Below are 24453 nucleotides of genomic sequence, written 5' to 3'. Positions count from 1 at the left end.
GCGGTGGCCAGTCGACCGATCTCGGCGGCCAGCGCTCGGTTGCCGCGATTTTGTATTCCGCACCGTTAAAGAGTATGTTTTGCCGCGGCCCAGAATCGTTCCGGAAAGCCTGAAGATGCGTACTCATTACAGAACTCGCGGCTTCTCTACCCGTCCGCAACGGGGTCTTCGCACCCATTCCCTGCTCCGGCCGATGGCCGGTCAGTGTTTCGAGATCGACATCCGCTTCGACACCAATCGCTGGGTCATCCAGATTCCCGAGATCAACGACGCCGCTGAGGCGACTTCGCGCGACAAGGTCGAACTGGCCGCCCGCGAATGCATCGCCACCCGCACCGGCATCCCCATCGGCTACATCTCCGTCTGGGTTCGCGACTGACCCAATCCCGTTGTCCTACAACAGTTAAGCCCCGCCCCTCAACGGGCTGCGGGCCGGAACAACGGAATCCACACGCGGGTGTCCTCCCCGCCGGATAACCCCGTCCAATCCTCGAAGAACACTTCCACCTCGAGCCCGATACGCATGTCTTCTGGTTCGACGTCCACGACATTGGTGGTCAGCCGGACGTCGGGATCCTCGGCAATTTCGACGATCGCGACGATGTAGGGCGGCTCGAAACCCGGGATCCAGGGTTGTCGGTCGACGGTGAACGCAGCGACTGTTGCCTTCCCGGACACCTTCTCGGGGGCCACGTCAAAGCTGCGGCAACGCCAACAGACCGGTCCGGGCGGGTGAAAGAAATGCCCACACGTGTGACAGCGAGCGATCAGCAAATCCCCGTCGCGCCCACCGGTCCAGAACGCCGCCGATTCGGGTGTCGGGCTGGGCGCCAGCCGCAAACCCGGTCGCTGATAACTCATCGGCTGCTCACCAACATCGAGCCGGCGACGGGACCGCCGCCAACGCCGACCGCGACGACTTCGGGAGTGCGAGGAGCCTGGCGCTCACCACCCTCACCCCACAGCTGTACGCAGGCCTCGTGCAGAAAGCCCATCCCGTGCAGGCGACCGCCCGACAGTTGGCCGCCACTGGTATTCAGCGGCAGTTGCCCATCGAGGGCGATCCGCTCCCCCGCCTCGATGAACTCACCAACCCGGCCGTGGTCGCAGAATCCCAATGCCTCCAACCACATCACTGTCAGGAAACTGAATCCGTCGTAAAGCTGGGCCATGTCGACGTCATTCGGCCGTAACCCGGTGTTCTCCCACAGGGTGGCCGCCGAGTCATGTGCGGCCATCGTGGTGAGGTCGAATCGCTGTTCCCAGGTTGGCCTTTCGAACATCCCGGGGCCGACGGATTCCACCGTCAGCGGGTGACGGGGCAAGCCGTTGGCAGCATCCCGGCGGGACACGACGACGGCGGTGGCCCCATCACAGGGCACGTCACAGTCGTACAGACACAACGGTTCTGAGATCATCCGCGCGCTCAGATAGTCCTCCATCGTCATCGGGTCGCGGTACACCGCGTCAGGATTGAGGCCCGCGTTACGCCGTGCCGTCAGCGCGATCGCACCAAGTTGCTCACGGGTGAGCCCGAAGTCGTGCATGTAGCGTTGCGCGGGCATCGCCAGCCAGTTGGCAGCCGATAACGCACCGAACGGGGCGGTCCATTCCATCTGAGGCGGCAGTTTCCCGCCCCCGCCGAGCAACACCGATGCATGGCCGCCACCGGACTGTTGTGCCGCCGTCGACTCCCACACCGACCGGAAGACCACCACATGGTTGGCCAGTCCGAGGGTGACGGCCATACACGCCTCGATCACCGGTCCGATCTGACCCGCTGTCTCCAGCCCGGACATGTACCAGCGGCTGCGCAACCCCAGCGCCGTGCGCACGTCAGTGACGTTGGCGCCGGAAAAGCCCGGGTTGGCGACGACCGCACCCGGGTAGCTGGCGATGCCGTCGACGTCGTCCACGGCCAGACCAGCATCCTCGATCGCACGGAGCACCGCTTCCAGCGTCAGTTCCAGCCCGGTTCGGCCGAGCCGCCGCCCGACCTGGGACTTGCCGGCACCGGTGATCACGGCCTTGCCGTCGAACGGTCCCCGGTTCATCTCTCCCCACGGTTTGCTTGCCCAGCAATGATTTCGGCGAGGCGAGCCACCTCAGCTTGCAGGCCTTCGATATGCGCCACAGTGGCGGCCTGTTGAGCGGTGTCCTCGGCTGCGACCCGCTGCACGATCCAGCTCGCAATGGTGGCGGTGATCGCACCAACCATGCTGATCCCGCCAATCATCAGCAGTGCGGCGACGCTTCTTCCCAGCACAGTGACCGGATAAAGGTCGCCGTACCCGACGGTGGTGATGGTGCTGATCGCCCACCACACAGCGTCACCGAAATTCGTGATGTTGGCACCGGTTGCCGGACGTTCCACCTGCAGCACCGCCAGCGACGCTGCGTAGACCAACAGCACAGCACTGAACGCCGTGTATGCCGCGACGCGGCCCCGGATCGCGTCGCCGATCGCCCGTTGTAACGCACCTACCAGCGCAACCAGCCGTAACAGGAGCAGTGGACCCATCAAAGGCAACACGACGACCAGTAGGTCGAGCAGGTGACGAACGAACCATCGCAGACGGTGTTCGGCCAGCACCAGGCGTGCGACATAGTCGATGACAAACGGCAGATACAGCACAAACAACATCCCGTGGATGATGTTCCTGTTAGCGCCCTGAGGTTGAGCCAGCACCTTGACGGAAAAGAGTGCGAGAAAGACCGCCGCGCATGCCGCTAATGGCCACTCCGCTTGAGTCTCCCAGCGCTGCAATCGCGTCTCGGAGATTTCTGTCCGGCCGGGCGACTCCTGTGCGACCGTCACGATGAACGGGCCTCCTGCTGTTCTCGAGCGACCTGATGGGCTCGCAGGGTCTGATCGGTGAGGCCCAGCGCCACCAACACATCGATGGCGGTGATCACCAACCCCCAGTAGTACATCCACCTCAACGTGGGGTCGGGCTGGGCGGCGAAATACAGGGCCAGAAAAATCGGTCCGACCAGGCCGAACAAGAAGCTCATCGCCTGGATCTTCAGATACAACCGGACCGTCTCCATCGTCACTGCGCACCTCGAGCGACGGGCCGGTCAGGATCCGAGCTCCACTGCGACCAGGACCCGGGGAACAGCGCAGCTTCGTGGCCCGCCGCGGTCAGCGCCGCGACGGCGACGGCCGCGGTGATGCCCGAACCGCAGTACACCCCGATCGGGGCGGCAGCGTCGATTCCGCGCTCGCTGAGCAGCTCATCCACCACGGCGCTGGCGACGAACGTGTCGTCGCCAGCCAGCAGCACCGTGCTGGGCACGTTGCGCGCCCCAGGTATGTGGCCGGCGACCGGGTCGACCGGCTCCACCTCACCGCGGAACCGTTCCGGCGCGCGGGCGTCGAGCAGCGGCCCACGGTCGAGTTCATCGGCCGTCAGGGTCGGCAACGCCCCTGCGTAGAGGTCCTCGTGGCAGACGGTGACGTCGCCGGGGACCGGATCGACCGGACCTGCTTCGACGGCGCCGCCGGCGGCCTGCCACGCCGACCAGCCGCCGTCCAGGATCCGCACATCGGGCACCCCGGCCGCTGTCAGTACCCACCAGGCGCGGGCCGACCCCGCCCGGTTCCAGTCGTCGTAAACCACCACCGGAACGCCGCTGCGAATGCCCCAGCGCCGCGCCGCTTCCTGTACCGCAGATCCCGACGGCAGTGGGTGGCGACCACGGCCGGACACCCCGTGGTCGGTCAGGTCGTCGTCCAATGACACATACACCGCACCGGGAAGATGTCCGTGCAGGTAGTGCTCGTGTCCGTCCGGTTCGCTCAGCGTCCAGCGCACGTCCAGCACCGTCACCGGTTCACCGGCTGCCAACTGGTTGACCAGCGCCTCGGCTGTTATCAAGACATCCGCGCGCGCTGCCATCTGATCTCCGTTCGCTTCTCGGCTGGCCACTGACGATCATGCCCCGGCCACGGACTCTGCGTAGCGACAGGTAGTCAACCTGCTAGAACGCTGAAATCAAGTAGTGCACTACGCGTGCGCGGGTAGCCCAGCGCCGATAGTTTTGCATCAACAACAATCGAGACACGGATTCCGTCGGGGTGCCGGAATTGCCTGTCGCTCGCACCACGACTGGGGGGTGTGGTGCGAGCGACAGGCGGCGCTGGGGAAGGTTGCAGATCTTTCCCAGCGTCCGTGGTCTTTCTGGCGTAGAGCCCGCCGCCGGCCGACAGTAGGGTGGCCCGATGACGTCTCCCCCGGCGCTGCCGCACGACCAATTGCGTGCCCTGATCTGACTCAGACGCTCAACTCTGGCATCGCATCGGGTGCGCTGAAGTCAATCTGAGCGGCCGGGTTGGCGATCGCGGTGACCAGGCCGGTTCCGAACGGGCCGGCATCATCGAAGAGTGTTCCCGTGCCGACCGAAATCCCGTCCGATACCCAGTGCGAATCACCTTGCACACCGATGCTTTCCGATTGCGGAAGCCGGCTGAGCGCAACGGTGAGGTCGCCGTTGATGTAGCCGATGCCCTTGGTGCCCATATTGCTGACCAGGCTGGTGGCCTCGGCGACGATGACACTGCGCACAAACGGAGTGATGTCGTGACCGGAGACCACGTCGATCGGACTGTGATACACGCGCTTTCGTGACGTGTTCTGGTGGACACCCCCGCCAGGGCTCCAGCCGGCATCATCGCTGCCGATGACGTACGCGTGTGGGTCCGCCTTCGGCGGTGGGGTGAACGAAGCCGCGCTCGCCCACTCTTCGCCTGGCGGCGCTTCGGACTGGCGGTACTGCACCAGCGTGGCGCGGGCGACGATCACCTCACCCTGGATGACGTCACACTCGCTGTTGCGCACCCGATGTCCGTCACGGACCAGTCGTGACTGGACGACCGTCGGAACCCGCTTGGCGGCCTTGAACAGGTCGACTGTGAGGCGAGCGGGCAGAAACCCGGGCACCCCGAACCGCTGTTCCAGATGGAACGCCGCCAGGCCCACCACGGCCGGGCCGTTGAGCATGTCGGCGCCCCAGCGGCTTCGGGCGTTCTCCGTCGGATGGAAGATGCCGTCGGGATCGGATATGAAATGCGCCGGTCGGGTGGCCATCCGGGCATCTTCGCATAGGGCAGCCCGGTGTCGGCGCCCGGATGCTTAGACGACATAATCAACGAGTCCGTGCCGGCAATCAGGACGGAGGCCACGTGTCGGAACTGGAGACGCGCGGCATCGGCCACCATCGCCCCGGGCTTCTGGTCGCCGCCCTGAGCGTCGTCGCACTGACCGTCGCGGTCCTGCAGACCGGTGTCGTGCCGGTACTCGGGGTCATCGCCCGCCAGTTGCACGCCTCCCCCGTCGACGTCAGCTGGGCGGTGACCGCCAACCTGCTGGCCGCCGCGGCCACCACCCCGCTGATCGGTCGGCTGGCCGACCTCTACAGCAAGAAGCGAGTGCTGTTGGCCGTCCTCGCCGTCGTGCTCGGCGGATCACTGCTGGCGGCGCTGACATCGTCGTTGCCGCTACTGATCACGGCGCGAGTGTTGCAGGGCGCGTCCTACGCCCTCTACCCGATCGGGGTGTCCATCCTGCGCGAGGAGTTGCCCGCCGACCGGCTCATGCGGGCCATGGCCGTGCTCTCCGGGTCGCTCGGGTTCGGCGGCGGCATGGGCCTGGTCGTCACCGGTCTGCTGATGCGCGGCGACGCCGGCTATCACCGGGTGTTCTGGTTGACCACCGTGTTCACCGTGCTGGTGATCATCGCCGCACTAGTGGTCCTGCCGAGCAGGCCGCGCAGCACCGAAGGCACGGTCGACTGGGCCGGTGCAGCCGGACTCGCGCTGGGCCTGTCCGCGGTGCTGCTCGCGATCACCCAGGGCCACAGCTGGGGTTGGGGTTCGGCCCGCACCGTCGGCTCTATCGCCGTCGGGGTGGCCGTGCTCGGCGTCTGGTGGTGGTGGGAGCGTCGGTGCCGTCAACCGCTGGTGTCGACGGCAATGCTGTCGCGCCGCCCGATTCTGCTGACCAACATCGCGACCATCCTGGTCGGGATGGGCCTGTATTTCGCGTTCCTCGGCCTGACCGACTTCGTCCAGGCCCCGGCGGGCAGTGGCTACGGATTCGGTGCGACGGTGCTCGGCGCCAGCGTGGTCTTCCTGCTGCCCGGCGCGCTCGCCGGCTTCCTCACTGCAGTGGCCAGCGGTCGCTACATCGACCGCTTCGGTGCACGCACGGTGCTGGTGGTCGGCGCGGCCACCGGAGTCATCGGGTTCGTCCTACTGGCCACCCTGCACGACCAACCCTGGCAGGTGATCGCGGCCGGTGTGCTCGCCAACGCCTACATCAGCCTGGCCTACGGCGCCCTGCCCGCGCTGGTGGTGCGCGAGGTCCAGCCCGGCGAAACCGGTGTCGCCACCAGCATGAACGCGATCGCACGCACCGTCGGCAGTTCGATCGCCGCGGCGATTGTCGCAGTCCTTCTCGGCCGGTCACAGCACGGCCACGTCCCAGAAAGCAGCTTCACCATCATCTTCGCGCTCGGTGCGATCACCGCGGGCGCCGCCATGCTGCTGATCGCCGTCACCCGGCCGCAGATGCGGCCTGTTGCCTCGATCGAGGACGTCGCGGAGTCGCGCGCGATGAACCACGAGTGGGGTTGAGCCGTCGGCGTCCGCCAGGCTCATCTCCAGCGCAGGGCATCAGCAGTACTGAGGCGCTCAGCGGGTGACGCGGTCAACCAGTTCGCGGGCCAGCGCAAACGCCGAGGTCGCAGCCGGCGACGGCGCGTTGCGCACGTGTGAGATGTGACCGTCGCGGGAGATGACGAAGTCGTCGACCAGCGTGCCGTCTCGGCCGACTGCCTGCGCGCGCACGCCGGCGTGCGAGCTACCGTCCAGGTCGGCCAGCGACAGGCCCGGCATATAGCGCGCAGCCGCGATGACGAAGGCCCGTCTGCTGGCGGCCATCCGGATCTCCCCGAGCCCCACCCGCCAGTACCGGCGCGCCACCCGCCAGGTGCCCGGCCAGGTCAGCGTCTCCCAGGAATCCCGAACACTCAACCGGCGCAACGAGTATGCGTCGCGGGCGCCGACCATCATGGCGGTCGGACCGAGCGTCACGTCACCGGTGATGTGCTTGGTGATGTGCACGCCCAGGAAGGGCAGCTCGGGGTTGGGCACCGGATAGATCATCCCGTTCAGCCGGGGCTGCTCGGTGGACTTCAGTCCGAGGTAGGCGCCGCGGAACGGCACGATCTGGGGCTCGCGCGGCGCTCCGGCGCGGCGGGCGAGCCGATCAGCCCACAGCCCGGCGCATGCGATGACCGTGTGGGCGCGCAGCGGACCGTCGGCGGTGTGGACGACCGGCTTGTCGGCGCCGTCGATCGCCGTGACCGCGCTGCCGAAGCGGACCGTGACGCCTGCCGCCACGAGTTCGCCAACCAGCGCCCGCGCCACCGCGGGGTAGTCAACGATGCCGGTATTGGGTGCGTGAAGTGCCTGCAGCCCAACGGCATTGGGTTCGATATCGGCGATCTCCTGGGCACCGATCCGGCGCAGCCCGGGCACTTCGTTGGCGATGCCCCGTGCCTCCAGGTCGTTCAGCCGACCCAACTCGTCAGGAGACAACGCGACGATCAGCTTGCCGCAACGTTCATGGCTGATGCCATTGTGCTGGCAGTACTCGTACATCAGGCGGGCGCCTTCGACGCACAGCCGGGCCTTGAGCGATCCCGGCTGGTAGTAGATGCCGCCGTGGATCACCCCGGAGTTGTGACCGGTCTGGTGGCGTGCCGGCTGGTCCTCGCGTTCGAGGACGGCCACCGAGTCGGCGGGGCGGCGCTGGATCCACTCCCTGGCCACGGCCAGACCGATGATGCCGGCTCCGACGACCACCAGGTCATACGCTGCGGCAGAAGCCATGTCGCTCAATCAATATCCACTTCGGCCGCCTGGTCAATGGCCCGAAGCACGTGCGCGCGGCGCTCCTCGATAGTCCGGCCCAGCTCCTGTAGCAGCTGCGGATTGCGCTGCACCAGATCAGCGATCTTATCGCGGCCGACGTATACCGCGGTGACTTCCCCGACCGCATAGGCGGACCCGAGAACCGGCTGACGGGTGAGCGTGGACTGCCCCAGGAAGGAACCCTCATCCTGAGTCCAGGCGATCACCTCGGAGCCGTCTTCCATGATTGCGTTCATCTGCACAGCGCCCGCCAGGACGAATGTCATCCCGGAGGGTGTCTCGCCCGCTCGCTGCATCCGCTCGCCGTCGGCGTAGCACTCGATCCTGGCATGCTCGACCAGGTCCTCGTGCTCCTCGCGGGTCAACCGGAATGTCGGACCGACTACCTTGACAATGCCCTCTTCTACCCGCTCCGGTGTGGAGAACGAATCGTCAGCTTCGTCGAGGTGCAGCCCTTCCCGGCGTGCGGCGTACCAGATCCAGCGCCGGAACCTAGCTTTGGCTTTGCCGTCTTCTGCCGGCGAGATGAGCGGGATTTTCGTCCGGTATTGCATCCCGCCAATCGGGACGGTGTTGGGGCTTCGGCTCGGGTCACGCTGAGGAAGCTCCGATGCCGCGAGGGTGAGCATCGCGCATACCCGTTCGGGTGGATCGTCGTGGGCGAAGACGGTCTCCACTTCGCACGTGTGCTTACCTTCGGGGCGGCTGAGGTTGGTGAACGACGCCGCGGCCAGCACCGAGTTCGGGGTGATCTGCAGCCCGGTGCCGGTCTCCAGATGGATAGCGCGCCAGTTCACTTCCACCACACGCCCCTTGGCCTGAGGTGTCTGCAACCAGTCGCCCAGCCGGAACGGCTGCTCGAAGAGCATCAACAACCCGGAGATGATCTGCCCCACCGAGTTCTGCAGCGTCAAGCCGACGACGATCGAAGTGATCCCCAGCGCGGTGAACAGTCCTTTGACGTTAGCGCCCCAGATGTAGGCGAAAATCATCGCCAGGCCTACCGCGATGATCACAAAACGCACCACGTCGAGGAAGATCGACGGCATGCGTTTACGCCAGGAGCCGTCGGGTGCGCTCTGGAACACAGCAGCCTTGATTCCCGACAGCATCAGCACAAGCACGACAAAGGCTGCGAGCGTGGCCACGACCCGCACCGATGTAGCTTGGGGCGGAACCCGATTGGCCTCCAGCATCAACAGCAGCAGCGCGGCCAGCGGGAGCAAATAGTTTCGCAGGATCGTCACGGGCCGCAGCAGCACACTCTTCTTGCGCTGCAACGCATGTTGCCACTCAGTCAGCGCGACCAGACCCAGCGGCAGTCCGACTGCGATTCCGATCGCCCAGTAAAACCATGCGGAAGTAAATATGTCAGCCATCAGCGGCGCCCCGAGAGTCGCCAGATCGGTTGCGCCTCACCGTCGACCAACGTGGTTCCCGCCGACTCGAATCGCATCGTCTCCTCCAGCACCTCGTGGACGCTGGAGGTGACGTAGATCCCGGATTGCGGTGAGCCGTCTTTGATCTGGTGAGCCAGGTTGACGACAGAACCCCACATGTCATAGACCACCGACGGTCGGCCGAGCAGACCACTGCTGACAGCGCCGGTGTCGATACCGGCCCGAACGCTCAAGTCATTGCCGGTCTCGTTGTTGAACCGGTCAACGATCTGCTCACATTCCAACGCGAAATCGACTGTCCTGCGGACATTGTCCAATCTCGGAACGGTAAGCCCGCAACTCGCGAGATAACCGTTCCGCACCGTGCGAACGGTTTCCATTCCTAGAGTGTCTGCGGCTGCGTCGATCTGGCGGATCAATTCGTTGATCAACGTCAGCGACGCGTCGGGGGCCAACTCTGCCTGCAGTCGCTCGAGCCCGATGATGTCGGCGAAGATGACGGTCACATTCTGGTGCTCGACGGCGATGGTCTCCTCACCCTGCTTGAACCGCTCAGCGAGGGATTCAGGCATCAGGGAACTCAGCAGCTGGTCGTTGGCCTTGCGCTGTTCGTTGAGCAAGTCCTCCTTGACCGTCAGACTGCGGCCCATCTCGTTGAAAGCTTCTGTCAAATCACCGATTTCGTCACGGGTGTCGACCGGGATGGTGACGTTATAGTCACCGGCGCTGATCCGCTGTGCGCCAGCTTCCAGACGTCTGATCGGCCGCACGAATACCTGGGCCAGATAGATCGCCAACAGACACACCACGAAAATGATCCCGGTGGTAACCAAAACCATGGTCTTGGTGAACGAAGTCTCGCGAGCGAACGCCTCGCTGGTATCCACTTTCGCGACGATCGACCAATGCAGGTCGGAGTCCTTGATCACCACCGGCGCGTAGGCCTGAAGCGTGTCCTGCCCCAGGTAGTCCTGAGTGATGATGGTTCCCGTCTCCCCTTTTTGGGCGTTGCGGGTCGCCGCCGAGGTCATCGGCTGAACCAAGGTGGTGCCACCCTGCCGGATCGCCATGTCAGCGATGTCAGAAGGAGTGCCGGCGTCGACGACATCGGTCTTGTACTGCTGAGGATTCTCCAGGAAGAGACGCGAATCTGATCGCATCAGATCGTCGGGGCCACCCAACACGGTCTCGCCGGTGTCACCCATACCGACTTGCCGCCACTGCTGATCGAACGTCATCAACCGGTTGATCTTGGTGATCGGGAACTGCAGCGCAAGTACCCCGGACGTGCGGCCGTCATTGAGGATCGGGGCCACCATCCACGCAGTCGGCTGCATTTCGGCTGGCTGATAAAGCTCGAAATCAGTGAACCCGACATAGTCGACCGTGTTCGACGTCATCGCCTTCAGATACGCCGAGTGGAGCTTGGATCCAGCGTAGGGGCCATCGACGATGTTCGTACCGAGGTCGACATCCTTGTAAGCGCTGTAGACGACGTTGCCGCGCCCGTCGATCAGAAGCGCGTCTTCGAACTCGTAGCGTGTCACGATCTGCCGGAAGAAGTCCTGGTACTGAGCATTGGCCGCGGACCACGCACTTCCATCGTGGGCGTCATCCAGACTGATGGCATATTGATCGCCGTCATCGAGATTGAGGGGCCTCTTTGCGGTGTAGTTGGCTTGCAGATATCGCTGGGCGTTGGATGTCGGAAGCACGGCGGCGGGGTCGAGCTTGGTGCCGCTGTAACGTTCGACCTCGTTGATGAAGCCGTTGTTGTAGTAGTCGACGATCGACCGCGATTGCTCTGGGTTGATCTGGGCGTTCGCCAGCTGGTCGAATCCCGCGGTGAACGCCTCGAGCGCGTTGCGAGCGACCACTCCGTGGGTATAAATGATCAGCGAATTTCTCAGATCGGTAATCTGAGAGGTCAGCTCGCGCGCCTGGGATTCCCTCACCTCGGTCAACCGGCTGAATACGGCGTCACGCATCTCACTGCGTCCGGCCTGGAACGCGATCCCGCCGATGACAGCCGACGCCAGCACGGTGCAGAGCACCATCATGAGAATCAACTTGGACAGGATGCTCACGTGGGCCAACAGCCGCCGGCGGCGGAAACGATCTAGGCGGTTTCGCGGCAAGTCGGCCGCCGGGTCCCTCTCGGTAACCGCCTCGGCAGCGTCTTGGTCAGACACCTGCGTCATAGGCATCCCTTCGCCCGCCACGACCCGAAAGACACGGGTCCCCGAGCAGATTACCGCACGTTGTGACCAATGAGGCTGCTGTGGCCAATGGTGAATTTGTGGATGTCGCGGCCCGTCCACCGGTACGCCTGGTTGCCATCCCGGCGGCGGCGGTGATCGGATAGCACCCGTGGATACGACTTACGAAGGCACGCGGCGCGAGATCTCCACCGAGAAGGGCGTTCTGCGCTACCACGAGGCCGGCGAAGGACCCGTTCTGCTGCTGTTGCACGGGTCCGGCCCCGGGGTCACCGGCTGGCGGAACTTCCGCGGCAACCTGGCATTTTTCGCCGAGCATTACCGGTGCCTGGTGCTGGAGTTTCCCGGTTTCGGGGTCAGCGACGACTTCGGTGGCCACCCCATGCTGGACGCGCAGGCAGCGGTGCCGGCCTTCGTCGACGCCCTGGGCCTGGACCGAGTCGATGTGATCGGCAACTCGATGGGCGGCGGCGTCGGCATCAACTTCGCGATCAACTTTTCCGACCGGATCGGCAAGCTGGTGACCATCGGCGGAATCGGCACCAATATCTTCAGCTCAGGCCCCAGTGAGGGCATCCGGCTGCTGCAGGAATTCACCGAGGACCCCACCCGGCAACGGTTGGTCGACTGGCTCAACTCGATGGTCTATGACCCCGCACTGGTGACCGAACAGCTCATTGAAGAGCGCTGGACACTGGCCACCGACCCGGACACGCTGGCCAGCGCGCGCCGCATGTACGGCAAGGCCGCCTTCGCGGCCATGACGAAGATGATGCGCAACGCCGATTTCCCACTGCCCTGGGCCACCATGCACAAGGTGAAGGCGCCGACGCTACTGACCTGGGGCCGCGACGACCGGGTCAGCCCGCTGGACATGGCGCTGATCCCGATGCGCACCATCTCCAACGCCGAACTGCACGTGTTTCCCAACTGTGGGCACTGGGTGATGATCGAGGCCAAGCAAGCCTTCGAGAGCACGGTGATGAGCTTCCTGCAGCGGGATTAGCCCGCTTTGATCAGCTCGAAGCCCTTGTATCCGGCGGCGGCGACTTCGGCACAGATGTCGTTGTAGACACCGAAGCCGCCGATGAAGAGCATGAAGACCCGTGGCTTGCCCGGCACATTGGCACCCAGGTACCAAGAGTTGGCTCGCGGGAACAGGGTGGTCGCAGCGCGCCGATCGAGTTCGGCGAGCCAGTTCTCGACGGCCTCCGGGGTCGCCTCGATGCCGGCGTAACCATGCTTGTCGAGGTAGCCGATGGCGTCGGCGACCCAGTCAACATGGGACTCGGCGTGCAACACCATGTTGGCCAGCACAGCGGGCGCGCCAGGGCCGGTGATGACGAACAGGTTCGGGAAGCCGTCGTCGCCCAGTCCGAGGTAACTGCGGGGTCCTTCGGCCCAGTCGTCGAGCAGCCGCTCTCCCCCGCGACCGACGATCTCGATCTTGCCCAATGAGCCGGTGAGCGCGTCGAATCCGGTGGCGAACACGATCGCATCGAAGTTGATGTGGGCATCTGAGGTGTTGATGCCGGTCTGATCGATCGAGGTGATGGGCGTGCGGCGGACGCTGATCAATGCCACATTGGGCCGGTTGAAGGTTTGAAAGTAATTGGCGTCGGTGCAGATTCGCTTCGATCCGATCGGGTGATCGTCGGGGATCAGCAACTCGGCAATCTGTGGATCGTCGATCACCGCCCGGATCTTCTCCACCCAGAACCTGCGTGCCTCGTCGTTGGCTTCGGAGTTGGTCAGCTGGTCGGGAAACGTCTTGGAGTACAGGACACCGCCTAGCCGCCAACGCTTTTCGAACTCCTCGCGCCGTTCTTCTGCCGACACTTCCATGGTCAGCCTGGTCGTGCCCACATAAGGCGAACCGCCGCCGCTGCGCATCGAGATCCGCCGGCGCTCGGGGTAGGTGGCTTTGACCTCGGCCACCTGCTCGGGTGTCAGCGCGGTATTGCCTGCCGGAATGCTGTAGTTGGGGGTGCGCTGGAAGACGTACAGCTGCTCGGCCTGCTCGGCGAAGATCGGAATCGATTGAATGCCTGAGGAACCCGTGCCGATGACCGCCACCCGCTTGCCGGTGAAATCCACCGCCTCGTGCGGCCAGTGCGCGGTGTGATAGATCTCGCCGCCGAAATCCTCGAGACCTTCGAATGCCGGCGTGATCGCCGACGACAACGCCCCCGTGGCCATCACGACGAATCGGGTGGTGACGGTCTGGTCGTCATCGGTCGCCACCGACCAGCGCAGGGCGGTTTCGTCGAGCACGACGGATGTCACCCGGGTGCTGAACGTGATGTCACGGCGCAGGTCAAGTGTGTCGGCGACCCAGTTGAGATAGGCGAGGATCTCCGGTTGGGCGGCGTACTTCTCGGTCCACGTCCATTCCTGCTGCAGCGCGTCGGAGAACGAGTAGCTGTAGTCGACGCTCTCGACGTCACACCGCGCCCCCGGGTAGCGGTTGAAATACCAGGTGCCGCCCACATCGGGGGCCGCCTCAAAGGCCCTGACCAAAAGGCCCTGCTGACGGAACTTGTGTAACGCGTACAGCCCGGCGAATCCGGCGCCGACCACCACCACGTCGAGTGCGTCGTTGCCTGCGCTCATGCCGAGCAGCGTAGGTCGACACCGGCTAACTTGCCCCGCTCATCGGGACATTGCCCGATACTGACCGTCTCGCGGGTTCAGGATGAAACTGACAGCCCAAACCTTGACAAGGATGAATGATGACCGCTTCGGTGCTCGACACAACCATGCAGCTAGCTGATCAGCTGCGCGAGCAGGCTGTAGAGGCCGAGAAGATCGGCAAACTCACCGACCAGACCGTCAAGGCCATGAAGGAAGCCGGCCATATCCGGCTGCTTCAACCCGCGAAGTTCGGCGGCTTGGAAGTACATCCGCGTGAGTTCGCCGAGACCGTGATGGCGCTGGCCGCACTGGACCCCGCCGCCGGTTGGATCAACGGTGTGGTCGGCGTGCACCCCTACCAGCTGGCCTATGCCGACCCACGGGTGGCCGAGGAGATCTGGGCCGACGACGTCGACACCTGGGTGGCCTCCCCCTACGCCCCCCAAGGCATCGCCAAGCCGGTCGACGGCGGCTACATCTTCAACGGACGGTGGCAGTTCAGCTCGGGTACCGACCACTGCGATTGGATCTTCCTCGGCGCCATCAAGAGCGACGCCGACGGCAAGATCCAGATGCCGCCGCAGATGCTGCATATGATCCTCCCGCGCAAGGACTACACCATCGTCGAGGATTCCTGGGATGTTGTCGGATTGCGCGGCACCGGCTCCAAGGACGTCATCGTCAAGGACGCCTTCGTCCCCGACTACCGCGTGATGGACGCGTTCAAGGTGATGGATGGCACGGCCCAGCGGGAGGCCGGCATGACCGACACCCTCTACCTGATGCCATGGTCGACGATGTTCCCGCTGGGCATCTCCTCGGCGACCATCGGTATCTGCGAGGGGGCACTCGCTGCGCATCTGGACTACCAGCGTGAGCGCGTCAGCGCGGCAGGCACCGCCATCAAAGATGACCCATACGTGATGTACGCGATCGGTGAGGCGGCCGCCGACATCAACGCCGCTCGCCAGGAGATCCTGGCCAACGTGGACCGCATCTACGACATGGTGGATTCCGGCAAGGAGGTCTCGTTCGCCGATCGGGCAGCCGGGCGACGGACGCAGGTCCGCGCAGTGTGGCGCGCGGTCAGCGCGGTGGATGAGATCTTCGCCCGCTCGGGCGGCAACGCGATGCGGATGGACAAGCCGCTGCAACGCTACTGGCGCGATGCCCACACAGGTATGGCGCACGCCATCCACGTGCCGGGCACCACTTACCACGCCGCCGCGCTGAGCTCCTTCGGCGTCGAGCCGCAGGGCCCGCTGCGGGCGATGATCTGACAGGCGCGGACTGGTGAGCCTGTTCAAGAGCCTCGGCTACGTCACCATCCACACCGCCGACATCGACCGATGGCGCCAATTCGCCTTTGGTGTCTTGGGTTTCGCCGAAGGAAAGGGACCGGATCCCTCGGCGCTGTATCTGCGGATGGACGAGCGCGCCGCCCGCATCATCGTGATTCCCGGCGACGGTGACCGGATCGCCACCGTCGGCTGGGAGGTCCGCGACCACGCAGCACTCGAGCAGGTGAAGGACGTGATCGACGGTGCCGGGGTGGCCTATAAGCAACTGTCACAGTCCGAAGCCGACGACCGGCGAGTCGAGGAGGTCGTGGCGTTCGACGACCCGGCCGGCACCCATCTGGAGGTGTTCCACGGCGCGGTCCTCGACCACAGCCCCGTCGTCACCCCGTTCGGCGCCCGGTTCGTCACCGGCGACCAAGGGCTGGGTCACGTGGTGCTACCTGCTCTCGACGCGCCCGGGCTGTTCGACTTCTACACCGGGGTATTGGGTTTCGTGTCCCGGGGAGCGTTCCGGGTGCCGCTGCCCAAGGAATTCGGGCCGATCCGGATTCGCTTCCTCGGTATCAACGAACGCCACCACAGCCTGGCGATCGCGCCGGCAACCCACCAGCGCGACCCCGGATTGATCCACATGATGGTGGAGGTCGACGAGCTCGACGCGGTCGGGGCGGCGTTGGACCGCATCGCGGCGGAAGGGTTTCAGCTGTCCTCTACGTTGGGCCGCCACACCAACGACAAGATGGTGTCGTTCTACGTCCGGGCGCCCGGCGACTGGGACATCGAGTTCGGTACTGGCGGTCTACGGGTTGACGAAACTCGTTACACCGCTGAGGAAATCACCGCCGACAGCTACTGGGGCCACAAGTGGGTCGGCGACCTGCCGGCCGCCATGCGGCCCTGACGTGAGCGCCGAGCTCCGCCCGGTCTCGGCCGCCTCGGTAACGAGCTGGGATCACGAAGCCGATGTGGTAATCGCCGGATACGGGGTCGCCGGGGCGACCGCGGCGGTCGAGGCCGCGCGGGCGGGCGCTGATGTGCTGGTGCTCGAACGGGCCGGCGCCTGGGGTGGTGCGGCGGCATTGGCCGGTGGGTTCATCTATCTGGGTGGTGGCACACCGCTGCAAACAGCCTGTGGTTTCAGCGATTCCATTGACAATATGGCGGCTTTCCTCAACACAGCGATGGGTCCGGGCGCCGACACGGAGCGCATCGCCGACTATTGCGCCGGCAGCGTGGCCCACTTCGAGTGGCTGGTGGACTGCGGGGTGCCGTTCAAACCGGAGTTCTTCGGCGAGCCAGGTTGGGAACCGTTGGGCGACCAAGGACTGATGTACAGCGGCGGCGAGGATGCCTACCCGTTCAACACCATTGCCGAACCGGCGCCGCGGGGGCACGTGCCGAAGATGCAGAACAAGAAGCAGGGCCAGGCCAGCGCCGGGTTCATGCTGATGAAGCCGCTCGTGCAGACCGCGACGGGGCTGGGCGTACAGTCGGTCTACGATGTGCGGGTACAGGCGCTGATCGTCGAGTCCGACGGCAGGGTGGTCGGCATCACCGCCCGCCAGTACGGCACCGACATCGCGATCAAGGCTCGCAGCGGGGTGGTGCTGGCCACCGGTAGCTTCGCCTACAACGAATCAATGATGGCCCGCTTCACGCCTCGCATCGCCGGTAGGCCCATCTCAGCGGTGGAACACCATGACGGACAAGGTATCCGGATGGCCCAGGCACTGGGCGCCGATCTGGCGCACACGGACGCCACCGAGGTCGCCTTCTTGGTCGATCCACAGCAGCTGGTGCGCGGGATCCTGGTCAATGCGCGAGGGCAGCGCTATGTGGCCGAGGACACCTACCCGGGCCGCGCGGGCCAACACACGCTGTACTACCAGGAGGACAAAGCCTTCTTGATCATTGACGAGCAGGGCCAGGACGGGGCCCTGGCGTCACAAACGCCGAAACTTATTCTGCGGAAGCCGAAGTGGGTGTGCGAGACGGTGGCCGAGCTCGAGGCCGAGATGGGTCTCCCCTTCGGAAGCCTGCAAGACACGGTGGCGCGTTACAACGAAGGTGCGGAACGCGGTGAGGACCCCCTGCTACACAAGAAAGCTCGGTGGCTACGCCCGCTGGGCAGCCCGATCGGAGCCATCGATCTGCGGCATGCGACCGGCGGCTTCAGCCTCGGCGGGTTGCGCACCAGCCTTTCGGCCGAGGTGCTGCATGTCAGTGGCGAACCAATCCCCGGCTTGTACGCGGCCGGGCGCTGCACTGCGGGTCTCGCGGCGTGGGGCTACGCCAGCGGTATCTCGCTGGGAGACGGCAGTTTCTACGGCCGTCGGGCCGGCCGCTCAGCGGCGCGCGGATAGCGCGTCAGCTGCCGTTTACCTCAATCTTTTTCGTCGTCTTTGGGAAGCAATCGTTCTGGGTGGTGATAGTCGTTGACACCTCCGCGCAGCGGGACGCCGGATGGCGGGATCCACTCGGTCTGGCCGTCGGGACGTTGGCGGGTGGTCCAGCCGTGGTTTTCGACCAGGAGGTTGTCGCATGAGCAGGCCAGGGTCATGTCGTCGATGTCGGTGGTGCCGCCGTGCTTCCAATCCTTGGCCGCATGGTGGACCTGGCTGTTGTAGCCGTTGACGGTGCACCCGGGCGCTGAGCAGCCACGGTATTTGGCCAGCAACATGATTCGCTGATCGGCTGAGGCCAACCTCTTGCTGCGACCCAACCACAGCGATTTGCCCGTCACACCGTCGAACACCGCCAAGTAGTTGTATGACGGCGTGGCTGCTCTGATGAGGTCCGTGATCGGGATCAGCGTCCCGCCGGCGGTGACTGCGTGTCCCGCACGGCGCTGCAGCTCCTGGAGGGTCGTCGTGACGATCATGGTGACCGGAAGTCCGTTGTGCTGGCCTAGTTTCGGATCTCCTAGGCGGCTGCGGACCAGATCGGCCAACGCGTCGTGTTGGCGCTGAGCATGACTGCGCACATCGTCGGGCTCACGCGCGGCAGTTTTGGCGAACAACGCATCCAGTTGTGCCCTCAGCACCGGATCAGCGATGAGCTTTCCGACGCTCATTCCGTCTGGGCGTTGGCCCCCGCACCACTGGAAGCCGCGCTTGCGGGCCCGGTCTTCCTCGGAGTACTTCCCGTCGGGGTTGAGGTGGACGGCCAACCGATCGGCCACTTTCTCCAGCTGATCCGGCCGCAGCGTCCGGGCATGCTGCGCCAAGGTGCGTTCGGCCTTCTCCTCTTCGACCAGACCGACGTGATCGGGCAGATCGCGGAAGAACTTCTGGATGACGCGCACGTGCTCGCCATCCAATTCGCCGGCCTTCCACGCCGTGCCGGTCTCTGGCAGCAGCGCCGCCAACGGCTCGCCGGTCATTGTTCTGCGCGGGGTCAGTTGTCCGGCATCGCGCATTCGACGCTTGGCCGCTGTCCGGCTGATCCGCAACACGTCAGCCAACACGATCGGGATCGGCGGACAGCCCTCGTAGCGCTCCAGCTGGGTGATCTGCTCATGGGATACCGCGACCTGGCGACGCACCGCACTCTCCAGCCGCTCGATCGCGGCGAACCGCTGGGCCGCCGGCAACTCCTCGATATCAGCGGCACCCAGAAGTCCGACCGCAGCGTCCAGCGCATCCAACGCTGCCGAGATCGAAACCATGTTCGAATTCTATGTCGGGCCACCGACAGTCTCGAGGCTTCCAGCGGCAGCTGTGGACGAACGCGCGTCTGTGGAAAACTCTGGGCTACGGCCGTTTACGAGGTGCGGCCATCGTCTTGGCATCCAGCCCACCGAGCGAGTCTCGACCCACCTCCACGTTGTGCGCATGCGCGAAGTGATGCAGCCCGAACACCCCATCCATCCCGTTGCGCAATCCCATCTGATCTTCGCACTGGTTGACCGCCCGCTTGGTCAGCGCGAGACCAAATCTCGGCATTGTCGCGATGCGCTCGGCGATCGCCAGTGTCGCGTCGCGGAGTTCGGCTTTGGGCACGACTCGATTGACCATCCCGATCTCGTAGGCGCGCTGCGCACCGAACTTGTCCCCCGTGAAAAGGATCTCCTTGGCGAAGCGGGACCCCAGAATCCATGGGTGCGCGAAGTATTCGACCCCCGGAATTCCCATTCGCACCACTGGATCACAGAAGAAGGCGTCCTCGGAGGCGACGATCAGGTCGCAGACCCAGGCCAGCATGAGGCCGCCGGCAATGCAAGCACCGTGCACCATCGCGATGGTGGGTTTCGGGATCTCGCGCCACCGCCGGCACATGCCCAGATAGACCTCGACCTCACGGGCGTAGCGCATGTCGCCGCCCTCTTTGTCGACGTGATCCCACCAGAGCGCGGCCTTGTTCTCATAGGACACGTGGTGGTCGCGGTCCGGTGTACCGATGTCGTGGCCTGCGCTGAAATGGTCACCGTTGCCGGCCAAAACGATCACGCGCACATCGTCGTCGTCGACGGCCCGTTGAAACGCGGCGTCGAGTGCGTAGGTCATGACGGAGTTCTGCGCGTTGCGGTACCGCGGTCGATTCATCGTGACCACCGCCGTTCCGCCGACGACTTCGTAGGTCACCACGTCGTTGTCGACTGCAGTCATCTCAGATCCTCCGCCCATTCCATGTGTGCCTCCAATGTGCATCGCGGTCGAAGCGCAGTCACACAATGTGTGCCATTGACTGGGAGTCGACCGGGTCACACTCGGGCGAACACTATCTCCGCGGTTCGACCTTACGACCGTCGCGATCGCACATGCCTGAACGCAACCATTCGGTACAGGTACCGCGGTATCCCGGCGGTCGGAACCCGCCGTGGCCAGTGCGTGGCGCGGAAGTACGCGTCCGATCCCCCGTCGACGAAGATCACGCTGCCGCAGAGGAAGTCAGCGGCGTCGGAAACCATGAATCGCATCCACTCGCCGAGGTGGCGGGCGTTGCCGAAACCTCCGATGGGCACCGGGAACGTTGTGACGGCCTTGGCCTCGCGTTGTGTCGCGAGCTGTTCACCGAGCAACGGTGTGTCCACAGCACCCGGCGCGATCGCGTTGAGCCGGATCCCGGCGCCGGACCATTCCGGCTGCACCGCCGTCAGGCGCACCCAGCGCATCAGCGCGATCTTCGAGGCGCCGTAGGCCATCGCCGGCGCCGCCGATCGAAACATCCGTACAGCACGCACCGCAGCATCGAGGTCACCGCGTAACAACGCGCGCACCGCGCGTCCGGGAACCATCGGCATGGTGGTCGCCGAATTGCTCCCCACGACAACGACCTTCGCGGAGCCGGCAGCGGCGAGTGCGGGCAGCCACGCCTCGACCAGCTCCACGACACCCAGATAGTTGACCGACAAGATGGTCGGTACGTTCTGCGCTCCGGGCCGAGGACCGACCCCCGCGGCCAAGACGGCGCCGTCGAGCCGCCCGTTCGTCATCGCGAGCACCGCACCGGCGGCGGTCGACCGTCCCCCGGCGGTCGAGAGATCGGCGATCACCTCGGTGTCGCGAAGGTCGACGCCGATCACCCGGTGGCCATCAGCTCTCAAGCAGTCGGCGGCGGCTCTTCCCATACCAGAGGCCGCCCCGGTCACGACATACACGCGCTGCTCGGACACCCGTCTCTCAACTCCTACTCATCGTTGAGTAGCGCTACTCATCGTTGAGTAGCGCCCGCGTCGACCGGCAAGCTGGCCGAGGTGATGTAACGCGCCTCGTCGGACGCCAGAAAAAGACTGGCGTTGGCGACGTCCACCGGGTCGACCCACGGCACCGGAAGCAGGTTCATCCGGGTTGCGGACTCAGCGAACTCATCCCTGGTCGGCGGCCGGCTCAAGTCGGGTCGAAACCCACTTCGCACCACGTCGTTCTGAATCAGCGGTGTATCGACGTTGGTCGGATGCACACAGTTGACCCGGATCCCGTGCGGCGCGACATCGATTGCGAGGCTTCGCATCAAGCCGACGACACCGTGCTTAGCGGCCGTGTAGTGAGCGACGCCGACCAAGCCGCGCAGCCCGGCGATCGAACTCACCAGGACCACCGAGCCGCCGCCACCACGGATCAGATGGGGAATGGCAGCAGTACAGGTGTTCCACACCCCGGTGAGGTTGACGTCCAGCATGGTCCGCCACATTGACTCGGTCATGTCGACGGCATACTCACGGGAAGTGATTCCCGCCGTCGCACAGACGATATCGAGTCCACCGAAATGGCCGGCACCTCGATCTGCTGCCGCCCGCAACGCGTCCAGATCGCGCACGTCGACAATGTCGGTCACCATGCGGCCACCACGATCTTCGACCAGCCGCGCCGTCTCGTCGAGGTCCTCCGGCGTGCTCGGTGGCACCTGCACCGAGTCGACGGGTCCACAGATGTCGAGGCCCACGATCGCCGCGCCCTCCTCGGCGAACCGGACTGCCTGGGCACGGCCGATGCCGCGTGCCGCCCCGGTGATGAGTGCGGTCTTTCCCGCCAGCCGCCCGGTCATATCGTCTTCTGGGTCAGGCCCGCGTCGACGACCAGTTGAGCTCCGGTGATGTAACGGGCGTGGTCGGATGCGAGAAACACGACCGCATTGGCCACGTCGACGGGCTCAACCCACGGCACCGGAAGCAGGTTGCGCGCGGTGAGAACCTCGGCGGCGTCGACTTCGGTGGGGTTGTCGAGATCGGGCCGCAGCCGCTTGTACGTTGCCGTGTTCCGCACCATGGGTGTGGCGACCGCGCCGGGGTGCACGGTATTGACCCGAATACGGCGAGGACCCAGCTCGTTGGCGAGCGTGCGGGCCAGCCCGACAACGGCATGTTTACTGGCCGTGTAGTGCGCGGTACCGGCGGTGCCTCGTAAACCGTTGGTGGAGCTGATGATCACGACGGAGCCGCCGTCGAGACCGATGTGTGGAACGCCGGCACGGACCGTGTGCCACACGCCGGTCACGTTGATGTCGAGGGTGCGCTGCCAGTCTTGCGGACTGATCTGCCACGCGGGTCCGCCGGGAGAATGGATGCCGGCGTTGGCGACGACGACGTCGAGACGGCCGAGTTTCCCAACACCCTTGTCGACCGCGGCGGTGACTGCGGCGAGGTCGGCGACGTCGGCCGTTCCGGCGACGGCACGCCGGCCCCGATGTTCGACCAGGTGCGCGGTTTCGCGGAGGTCGTCCGCGGCACCGATGTGGTCGACCATGATGATGTCAGCACCCTCGTCGGCGAACCGCTCACAGTGCACCCGGCCCGTGCCTCGGCCCGCACCGGTGACCAGAACGACCTTGTCGCGCAAGCCCGACGGCATCTACGGCACCTTGAGCAGATCGAACCCCTTGTATCCGGCGGCGGCCACCTCGCTGCAGATGTCGAGGTAGGTCCCGAATCCACCGATGAAAAGCATGAATTGGCGCGGCTTACCCGGCACATTCGCACCCATGTACCAGGAGTTGGCTCTTGTGAACAGTGTCGCCTCGGCACGCTGGGCGCATTCGGCGATCCAGTTGTCGACCGCCTCGGTGGTCGGCTCGATGGCGTCGTAGCCGCAATCATCGAGGTACTCGATGGCGTCGGCGATCCAATTCACGTGGGCCTCGGCATGGAGCACCATGTTCGCCAGGACCGCCGGAGCTCCCGGACCGGACACCAGGAACAAATTAGGGAACCCGTCGGTGCCCAGTCCGAGGTACGTGCGCGGTCCGTTGACCCAATCATCGACCAATCGCCGGCCACCACGGCCGACAATGTCGATCTTCGCAAGCGTGCCGGTCATCGCGTCGAATCCGGTGGCCAAGACCAACGCATCGATCTCGAAGTGCGCCTCAGAGGTGGCGATGCCCGTGGCGTCGATCGACTCGATAGGAGTTTTCTTCACGCTCACCAGCGTCACGTTGGGCCGGTTGAACGTCTGGAAGTAGTTCGAGTCCGTGCAGATTCGTTTGGTGCCGATCGGATGGTCATTCGGAATCAGAAGCTCGGCGAGCTCGGGATCGTCGATCACCGATCGGATCTTCTCTTCGTAAAACTTTCGCGCTTCCTCGTTGGCTTCCAGGGACACCATCTGGTCGGTGAAGGTCTTCGAGAACAGCACACCGCCAAGCTCCCAGCGCTTTTCGAACGCCGCCCGCCGTTCCTCGGGTGTCGCCTCCATCGTCAGCTTGGGATGCGCGACGTGCGGTGAGCCGCCGCCGCTGCGCCAGGACATCCGCCGTCGTTCGGCATAGTTGGCCTTGGTGTCGGCGACTTCGTCGGCCGTCAAGGGCCGGTTGCCCGCTGGGACACTGTAGTTCGGCGTGCGCTGGAAGACATACAGGTGCTCAGCTTGTTCGGCGATGATCGGTATGGATTGGACGCCTGAGGATCCGGTGCCGATGACAGCAACTCGTTTACCGGTGAAGTCGACGCCTTCGTGCGGCCAGTGCGCCGTGTGGTAAACCTCGCCGCCGAAGGTGTCCAAACCTTCAAAGTCAGGGGTCATGGCTGCGGACAGCGGGCCGGTCGCCATCACGACGAATCGAGCCTCGACGGTCTCGTCGCTGTCGGTGCTCACGGTCCACCGCAACCTCTGCTCGTCGAGCGCGGCGCCCGTCACACGGGTGTTGAAGGTGATATCGCGCCGCAGATCGAGCTTGTCGGCAACCCAATTGATGTAGGCCAGGATCTCTGACTGGGTGGCGTATTTCTCGGTCCACGTCCATTCCTGCTGCAGCTCATCGGAAAACGAGTAGCAGTAGTCCACACTCTCGACGTCACACCGGGCGCCCGGGTAGCGGTTGTAGTACCAGGTGCCGCCCACGTCAGGTGCCCCCTCGAACACCCGGACGGACAGTCCCTGCGAGCGGAACTTGTGCAGGGCATACAGGCCAGCGAACCCGGCCCCGACCACAACGACATCCACAGAGGTCTTCGATTCACTGCTCACGCGCCGAACGGTAAGCGGTCCTGAGACTTCCGTACGAGGTCCCTCCCGGTCACCGGA

At 64.9% G+C, this 24453-nt stretch carries 22 protein-coding genes; 6 read left to right on the top strand and 16 right to left on the bottom strand.

The window, feature by feature from the left end; all coding sequences use genetic code 11:
* Nucleotides 1-193 precede the first annotated feature (193 nt).
* Entirely contained in the window at nt 194-379 is a 186-nt protein-coding gene (locus G6N38_RS25150) for a long chain fatty acid-CoA synthetase Faa4p (RefSeq protein ID WP_163750759.1), read from the top strand.
* A 38-nt stretch (nt 380-417) separates the two neighbouring features.
* Here the strand turns inward: G6N38_RS25150 and G6N38_RS25145 are convergent, their stop codons facing one another.
* From G6N38_RS25145 to G6N38_RS25120, 6 genes are all read right to left on the bottom strand, one after another.
* Complete coding sequence (locus G6N38_RS25145; RefSeq protein WP_163750757.1) at nt 418-861, bottom strand: Zn-ribbon domain-containing OB-fold protein; 444 nt, start codon at nt 859-861, stop codon at nt 418-420.
* Nucleotides 858-2054 carry a thiolase family protein gene (locus tag G6N38_RS25140; RefSeq protein WP_163750755.1) on the bottom strand — a complete coding sequence of 399 codons (1197 nt, stop codon included), beginning with the start codon at nt 2052-2054 and terminating at the stop codon, nt 858-860. Before G6N38_RS25140 ends, G6N38_RS25145 begins: the two co-directional genes overlap by 4 nt.
* A complete protein-coding gene (locus G6N38_RS25135; RefSeq protein ID WP_246227429.1) occupies nt 2051-2818 on the bottom strand; it encodes a potassium channel family protein in 768 nt (255 codons plus the stop codon). Before G6N38_RS25135 ends, G6N38_RS25140 begins: the two co-directional genes overlap by 4 nt.
* Nucleotides 2815-3051 (bottom strand): hypothetical protein, encoded by a 237-nt coding sequence (locus G6N38_RS25130; protein WP_163752378.1) that lies wholly within the window; start codon nt 3049-3051, stop codon nt 2815-2817. Before G6N38_RS25130 ends, G6N38_RS25135 begins: the two co-directional genes overlap by 4 nt.
* A gap of 2 nt (nt 3052-3053) precedes the next feature.
* Nucleotides 3054-3902, bottom strand: coding sequence for a sulfurtransferase (locus G6N38_RS25125; RefSeq protein WP_163750753.1), 849 nt, complete (start codon nt 3900-3902; stop codon nt 3054-3056).
* 375 nt (nt 3903-4277) lie between these two features.
* A complete protein-coding gene (locus G6N38_RS25120; RefSeq protein WP_163750751.1) occupies nt 4278-5090 on the bottom strand; it encodes an acyl-CoA thioesterase domain-containing protein in 813 nt (270 codons plus the stop codon).
* Between the two features lie 95 nt (nt 5091-5185).
* On the opposite strand from G6N38_RS25120, the gene G6N38_RS25115 reads away from it, so the two are divergent.
* On the top strand, nt 5186-6637 hold the full coding sequence (locus tag G6N38_RS25115; protein ID WP_246227426.1) for an MFS transporter: 1452 nt from the start codon (nt 5186-5188) through the stop codon (nt 6635-6637).
* Between the two features lie 57 nt (nt 6638-6694).
* On the opposite strand, the gene lhgO is transcribed toward G6N38_RS25115, so the two are convergent.
* Genes lhgO through G6N38_RS25100 form a run of 3 tightly spaced genes read right to left on the bottom strand, consistent with a single transcriptional unit; the run spans nt 6695 to nt 11540 of the window.
* Complete coding sequence (gene lhgO / locus G6N38_RS25110; protein WP_163750747.1) at nt 6695-7897, bottom strand: L-2-hydroxyglutarate dehydrogenase; 1203 nt, start codon at nt 7895-7897, stop codon at nt 6695-6697.
* Between the two features lie 5 nt (nt 7898-7902).
* Complete coding sequence (locus G6N38_RS25105; protein ID WP_163750745.1) at nt 7903-9318, bottom strand: mechanosensitive ion channel domain-containing protein; 1416 nt, start codon at nt 9316-9318, stop codon at nt 7903-7905.
* Nucleotides 9318-11540 (bottom strand): adenylate/guanylate cyclase domain-containing protein, encoded by a 2223-nt coding sequence (locus G6N38_RS25100; RefSeq protein ID WP_163750743.1) that lies wholly within the window; start codon nt 11538-11540, stop codon nt 9318-9320. Before G6N38_RS25100 ends, G6N38_RS25105 begins: the two co-directional genes overlap by 1 nt.
* A gap of 169 nt (nt 11541-11709) precedes the next feature.
* Between G6N38_RS25100 and G6N38_RS25095 the strand changes: the two genes are divergently transcribed.
* On the top strand, nt 11710-12564 hold the full coding sequence (locus G6N38_RS25095; protein ID WP_407662816.1) for an alpha/beta fold hydrolase: 855 nt from the start codon (nt 11710-11712) through the stop codon (nt 12562-12564).
* Here G6N38_RS25095 and G6N38_RS25090 read toward each other — a convergent pair.
* Nucleotides 12561-14171 carry a flavin-containing monooxygenase gene (locus G6N38_RS25090; RefSeq protein WP_163750740.1) on the bottom strand — a complete coding sequence of 537 codons (1611 nt, stop codon included), beginning with the start codon at nt 14169-14171 and terminating at the stop codon, nt 12561-12563. The genes G6N38_RS25095 and G6N38_RS25090 overlap by 4 nt on opposite strands.
* Nucleotides 14172-14290: 119 nt before the next feature.
* On the opposite strand from G6N38_RS25090, the gene G6N38_RS25085 reads away from it, so the two are divergent.
* From G6N38_RS25085 to G6N38_RS25075, 3 genes are read left to right on the top strand one after another with little or no spacing between them, the layout of a single operon-like run.
* Nucleotides 14291-15472 (top strand): acyl-CoA dehydrogenase family protein, encoded by a 1182-nt coding sequence (locus tag G6N38_RS25085; RefSeq protein WP_163752374.1) that lies wholly within the window; start codon nt 14291-14293, stop codon nt 15470-15472.
* Nucleotides 15473-15485: 13 nt separating this feature from the next.
* Entirely contained in the window at nt 15486-16394 is a 909-nt protein-coding gene (locus G6N38_RS25080) for a VOC family protein (RefSeq protein ID WP_163750738.1), read from the top strand.
* A 1-nt stretch (nt 16395) separates the two neighbouring features.
* Nucleotides 16396-17856 carry an FAD-dependent oxidoreductase gene (locus tag G6N38_RS25075; RefSeq protein WP_163750736.1) on the top strand — a complete coding sequence of 487 codons (1461 nt, stop codon included), beginning with the start codon at nt 16396-16398 and terminating at the stop codon, nt 17854-17856.
* A gap of 20 nt (nt 17857-17876) precedes the next feature.
* On the opposite strand, the gene G6N38_RS25070 is transcribed toward G6N38_RS25075, so the two are convergent.
* The 6 genes from G6N38_RS25070 to G6N38_RS25045 all read right to left on the bottom strand — a co-directional run bounded on the left by G6N38_RS25070 (nt 17877) and on the right by G6N38_RS25045 (nt 24396).
* Complete coding sequence (locus tag G6N38_RS25070) at nt 17877-19160, bottom strand: HNH endonuclease signature motif containing protein (protein ID WP_163750735.1); 1284 nt, start codon at nt 19158-19160, stop codon at nt 17877-17879.
* Nucleotides 19161-19245: 85 nt separating this feature from the next.
* Nucleotides 19246-20100 (bottom strand): enoyl-CoA hydratase, encoded by an 855-nt coding sequence (locus G6N38_RS25065; RefSeq protein ID WP_163750733.1) that lies wholly within the window; start codon nt 20098-20100, stop codon nt 19246-19248.
* A 131-nt stretch (nt 20101-20231) separates the two neighbouring features.
* Nucleotides 20232-21062 (bottom strand): SDR family oxidoreductase, encoded by an 831-nt coding sequence (locus G6N38_RS25060; RefSeq protein ID WP_163752372.1) that lies wholly within the window; start codon nt 21060-21062, stop codon nt 20232-20234.
* Between the two features lie 83 nt (nt 21063-21145).
* Nucleotides 21146-21979, bottom strand: a complete 834-nt coding sequence (locus G6N38_RS25055; protein WP_163750731.1) for a mycofactocin-coupled SDR family oxidoreductase — start codon at nt 21977-21979, stop codon at nt 21146-21148.
* Nucleotides 21976-22782 (bottom strand): mycofactocin-coupled SDR family oxidoreductase, encoded by an 807-nt coding sequence (locus tag G6N38_RS25050; protein ID WP_163750729.1) that lies wholly within the window; start codon nt 22780-22782, stop codon nt 21976-21978. The genes G6N38_RS25055 and G6N38_RS25050 overlap by 4 nt, the downstream gene beginning before the upstream one ends.
* Nucleotides 22783-24396 (bottom strand): flavin-containing monooxygenase, encoded by a 1614-nt coding sequence (locus G6N38_RS25045; RefSeq protein WP_163750727.1) that lies wholly within the window; start codon nt 24394-24396, stop codon nt 22783-22785. It lies immediately after the preceding gene.
* Nucleotides 24397-24453 lie beyond the last annotated feature (57 nt).

Origin of the sequence: Mycolicibacterium helvum (genome assembly GCF_010731895.1) — a bacterium.
In the GTDB taxonomy this organism is placed as follows: Bacteria; Actinomycetota; Actinomycetes; order Mycobacteriales; family Mycobacteriaceae; genus Mycobacterium; species Mycobacterium helvum.
Note: the sequence above shows the minus strand (reverse complement) of the source record. Positions and strands in the feature narration are given on the sequence as shown.

Excerpts from the sequence above, each read along its gene's own strand:
- G6N38_RS25150 (WP_163750759.1), top strand. The coding sequence starts at position 194 with ATGGCCGGTCAGTGTTTCGAGATCGACATCCGCTTCGACACCAATCGC.
- G6N38_RS25145 (WP_163750757.1), bottom strand. The coding sequence starts at position 861 with ATGAGTTATCAGCGACCGGGTTTGCGGCTGGCGCCCAGCCCGACACCC.
- G6N38_RS25140 (WP_163750755.1), bottom strand. The coding sequence starts at position 2,054 with ATGAACCGGGGACCGTTCGACGGCAAGGCCGTGATCACCGGTGCCGGC.
- G6N38_RS25130 (WP_163752378.1), bottom strand. The coding sequence starts at position 3,051 with ATGGAGACGGTCCGGTTGTATCTGAAGATCCAGGCGATGAGCTTCTTG.
- G6N38_RS25125 (WP_163750753.1), bottom strand. The coding sequence starts at position 3,902 with ATGGCAGCGCGCGCGGATGTCTTGATAACAGCCGAGGCGCTGGTCAAC.
- G6N38_RS25120 (WP_163750751.1), bottom strand. The coding sequence starts at position 5,090 with ATGGCCACCCGACCGGCGCATTTCATATCCGATCCCGACGGCATCTTC.
- lhgO (WP_163750747.1), bottom strand. The coding sequence starts at position 7,897 with ATGGCTTCTGCCGCAGCGTATGACCTGGTGGTCGTCGGAGCCGGCATC.
- G6N38_RS25105 (WP_163750745.1), bottom strand. The coding sequence starts at position 9,318 with ATGGCTGACATATTTACTTCCGCATGGTTTTACTGGGCGATCGGAATC.
- G6N38_RS25100 (WP_163750743.1), bottom strand. The coding sequence starts at position 11,540 with ATGACGCAGGTGTCTGACCAAGACGCTGCCGAGGCGGTTACCGAGAGG.
- G6N38_RS25090 (WP_163750740.1), bottom strand. The coding sequence starts at position 14,171 with ATGAGCGCAGGCAACGACGCACTCGACGTGGTGGTGGTCGGCGCCGGA.
- G6N38_RS25085 (WP_163752374.1), top strand. The coding sequence starts at position 14,291 with ATGACCGCTTCGGTGCTCGACACAACCATGCAGCTAGCTGATCAGCTG.
- G6N38_RS25070 (WP_163750735.1), bottom strand. The coding sequence starts at position 19,160 with ATGGTTTCGATCTCGGCAGCGTTGGATGCGCTGGACGCTGCGGTCGGA.
- G6N38_RS25065 (WP_163750733.1), bottom strand. The coding sequence starts at position 20,100 with ATGACTGCAGTCGACAACGACGTGGTGACCTACGAAGTCGTCGGCGGA.
- G6N38_RS25060 (WP_163752372.1), bottom strand. The coding sequence starts at position 21,062 with ATGGGAAGAGCCGCCGCCGACTGCTTGAGAGCTGATGGCCACCGGGTG.
- G6N38_RS25055 (WP_163750731.1), bottom strand. The coding sequence starts at position 21,979 with ATGACCGGGCGGCTGGCGGGAAAGACCGCACTCATCACCGGGGCGGCA.
- G6N38_RS25050 (WP_163750729.1), bottom strand. The coding sequence starts at position 22,782 with ATGCCGTCGGGCTTGCGCGACAAGGTCGTTCTGGTCACCGGTGCGGGC.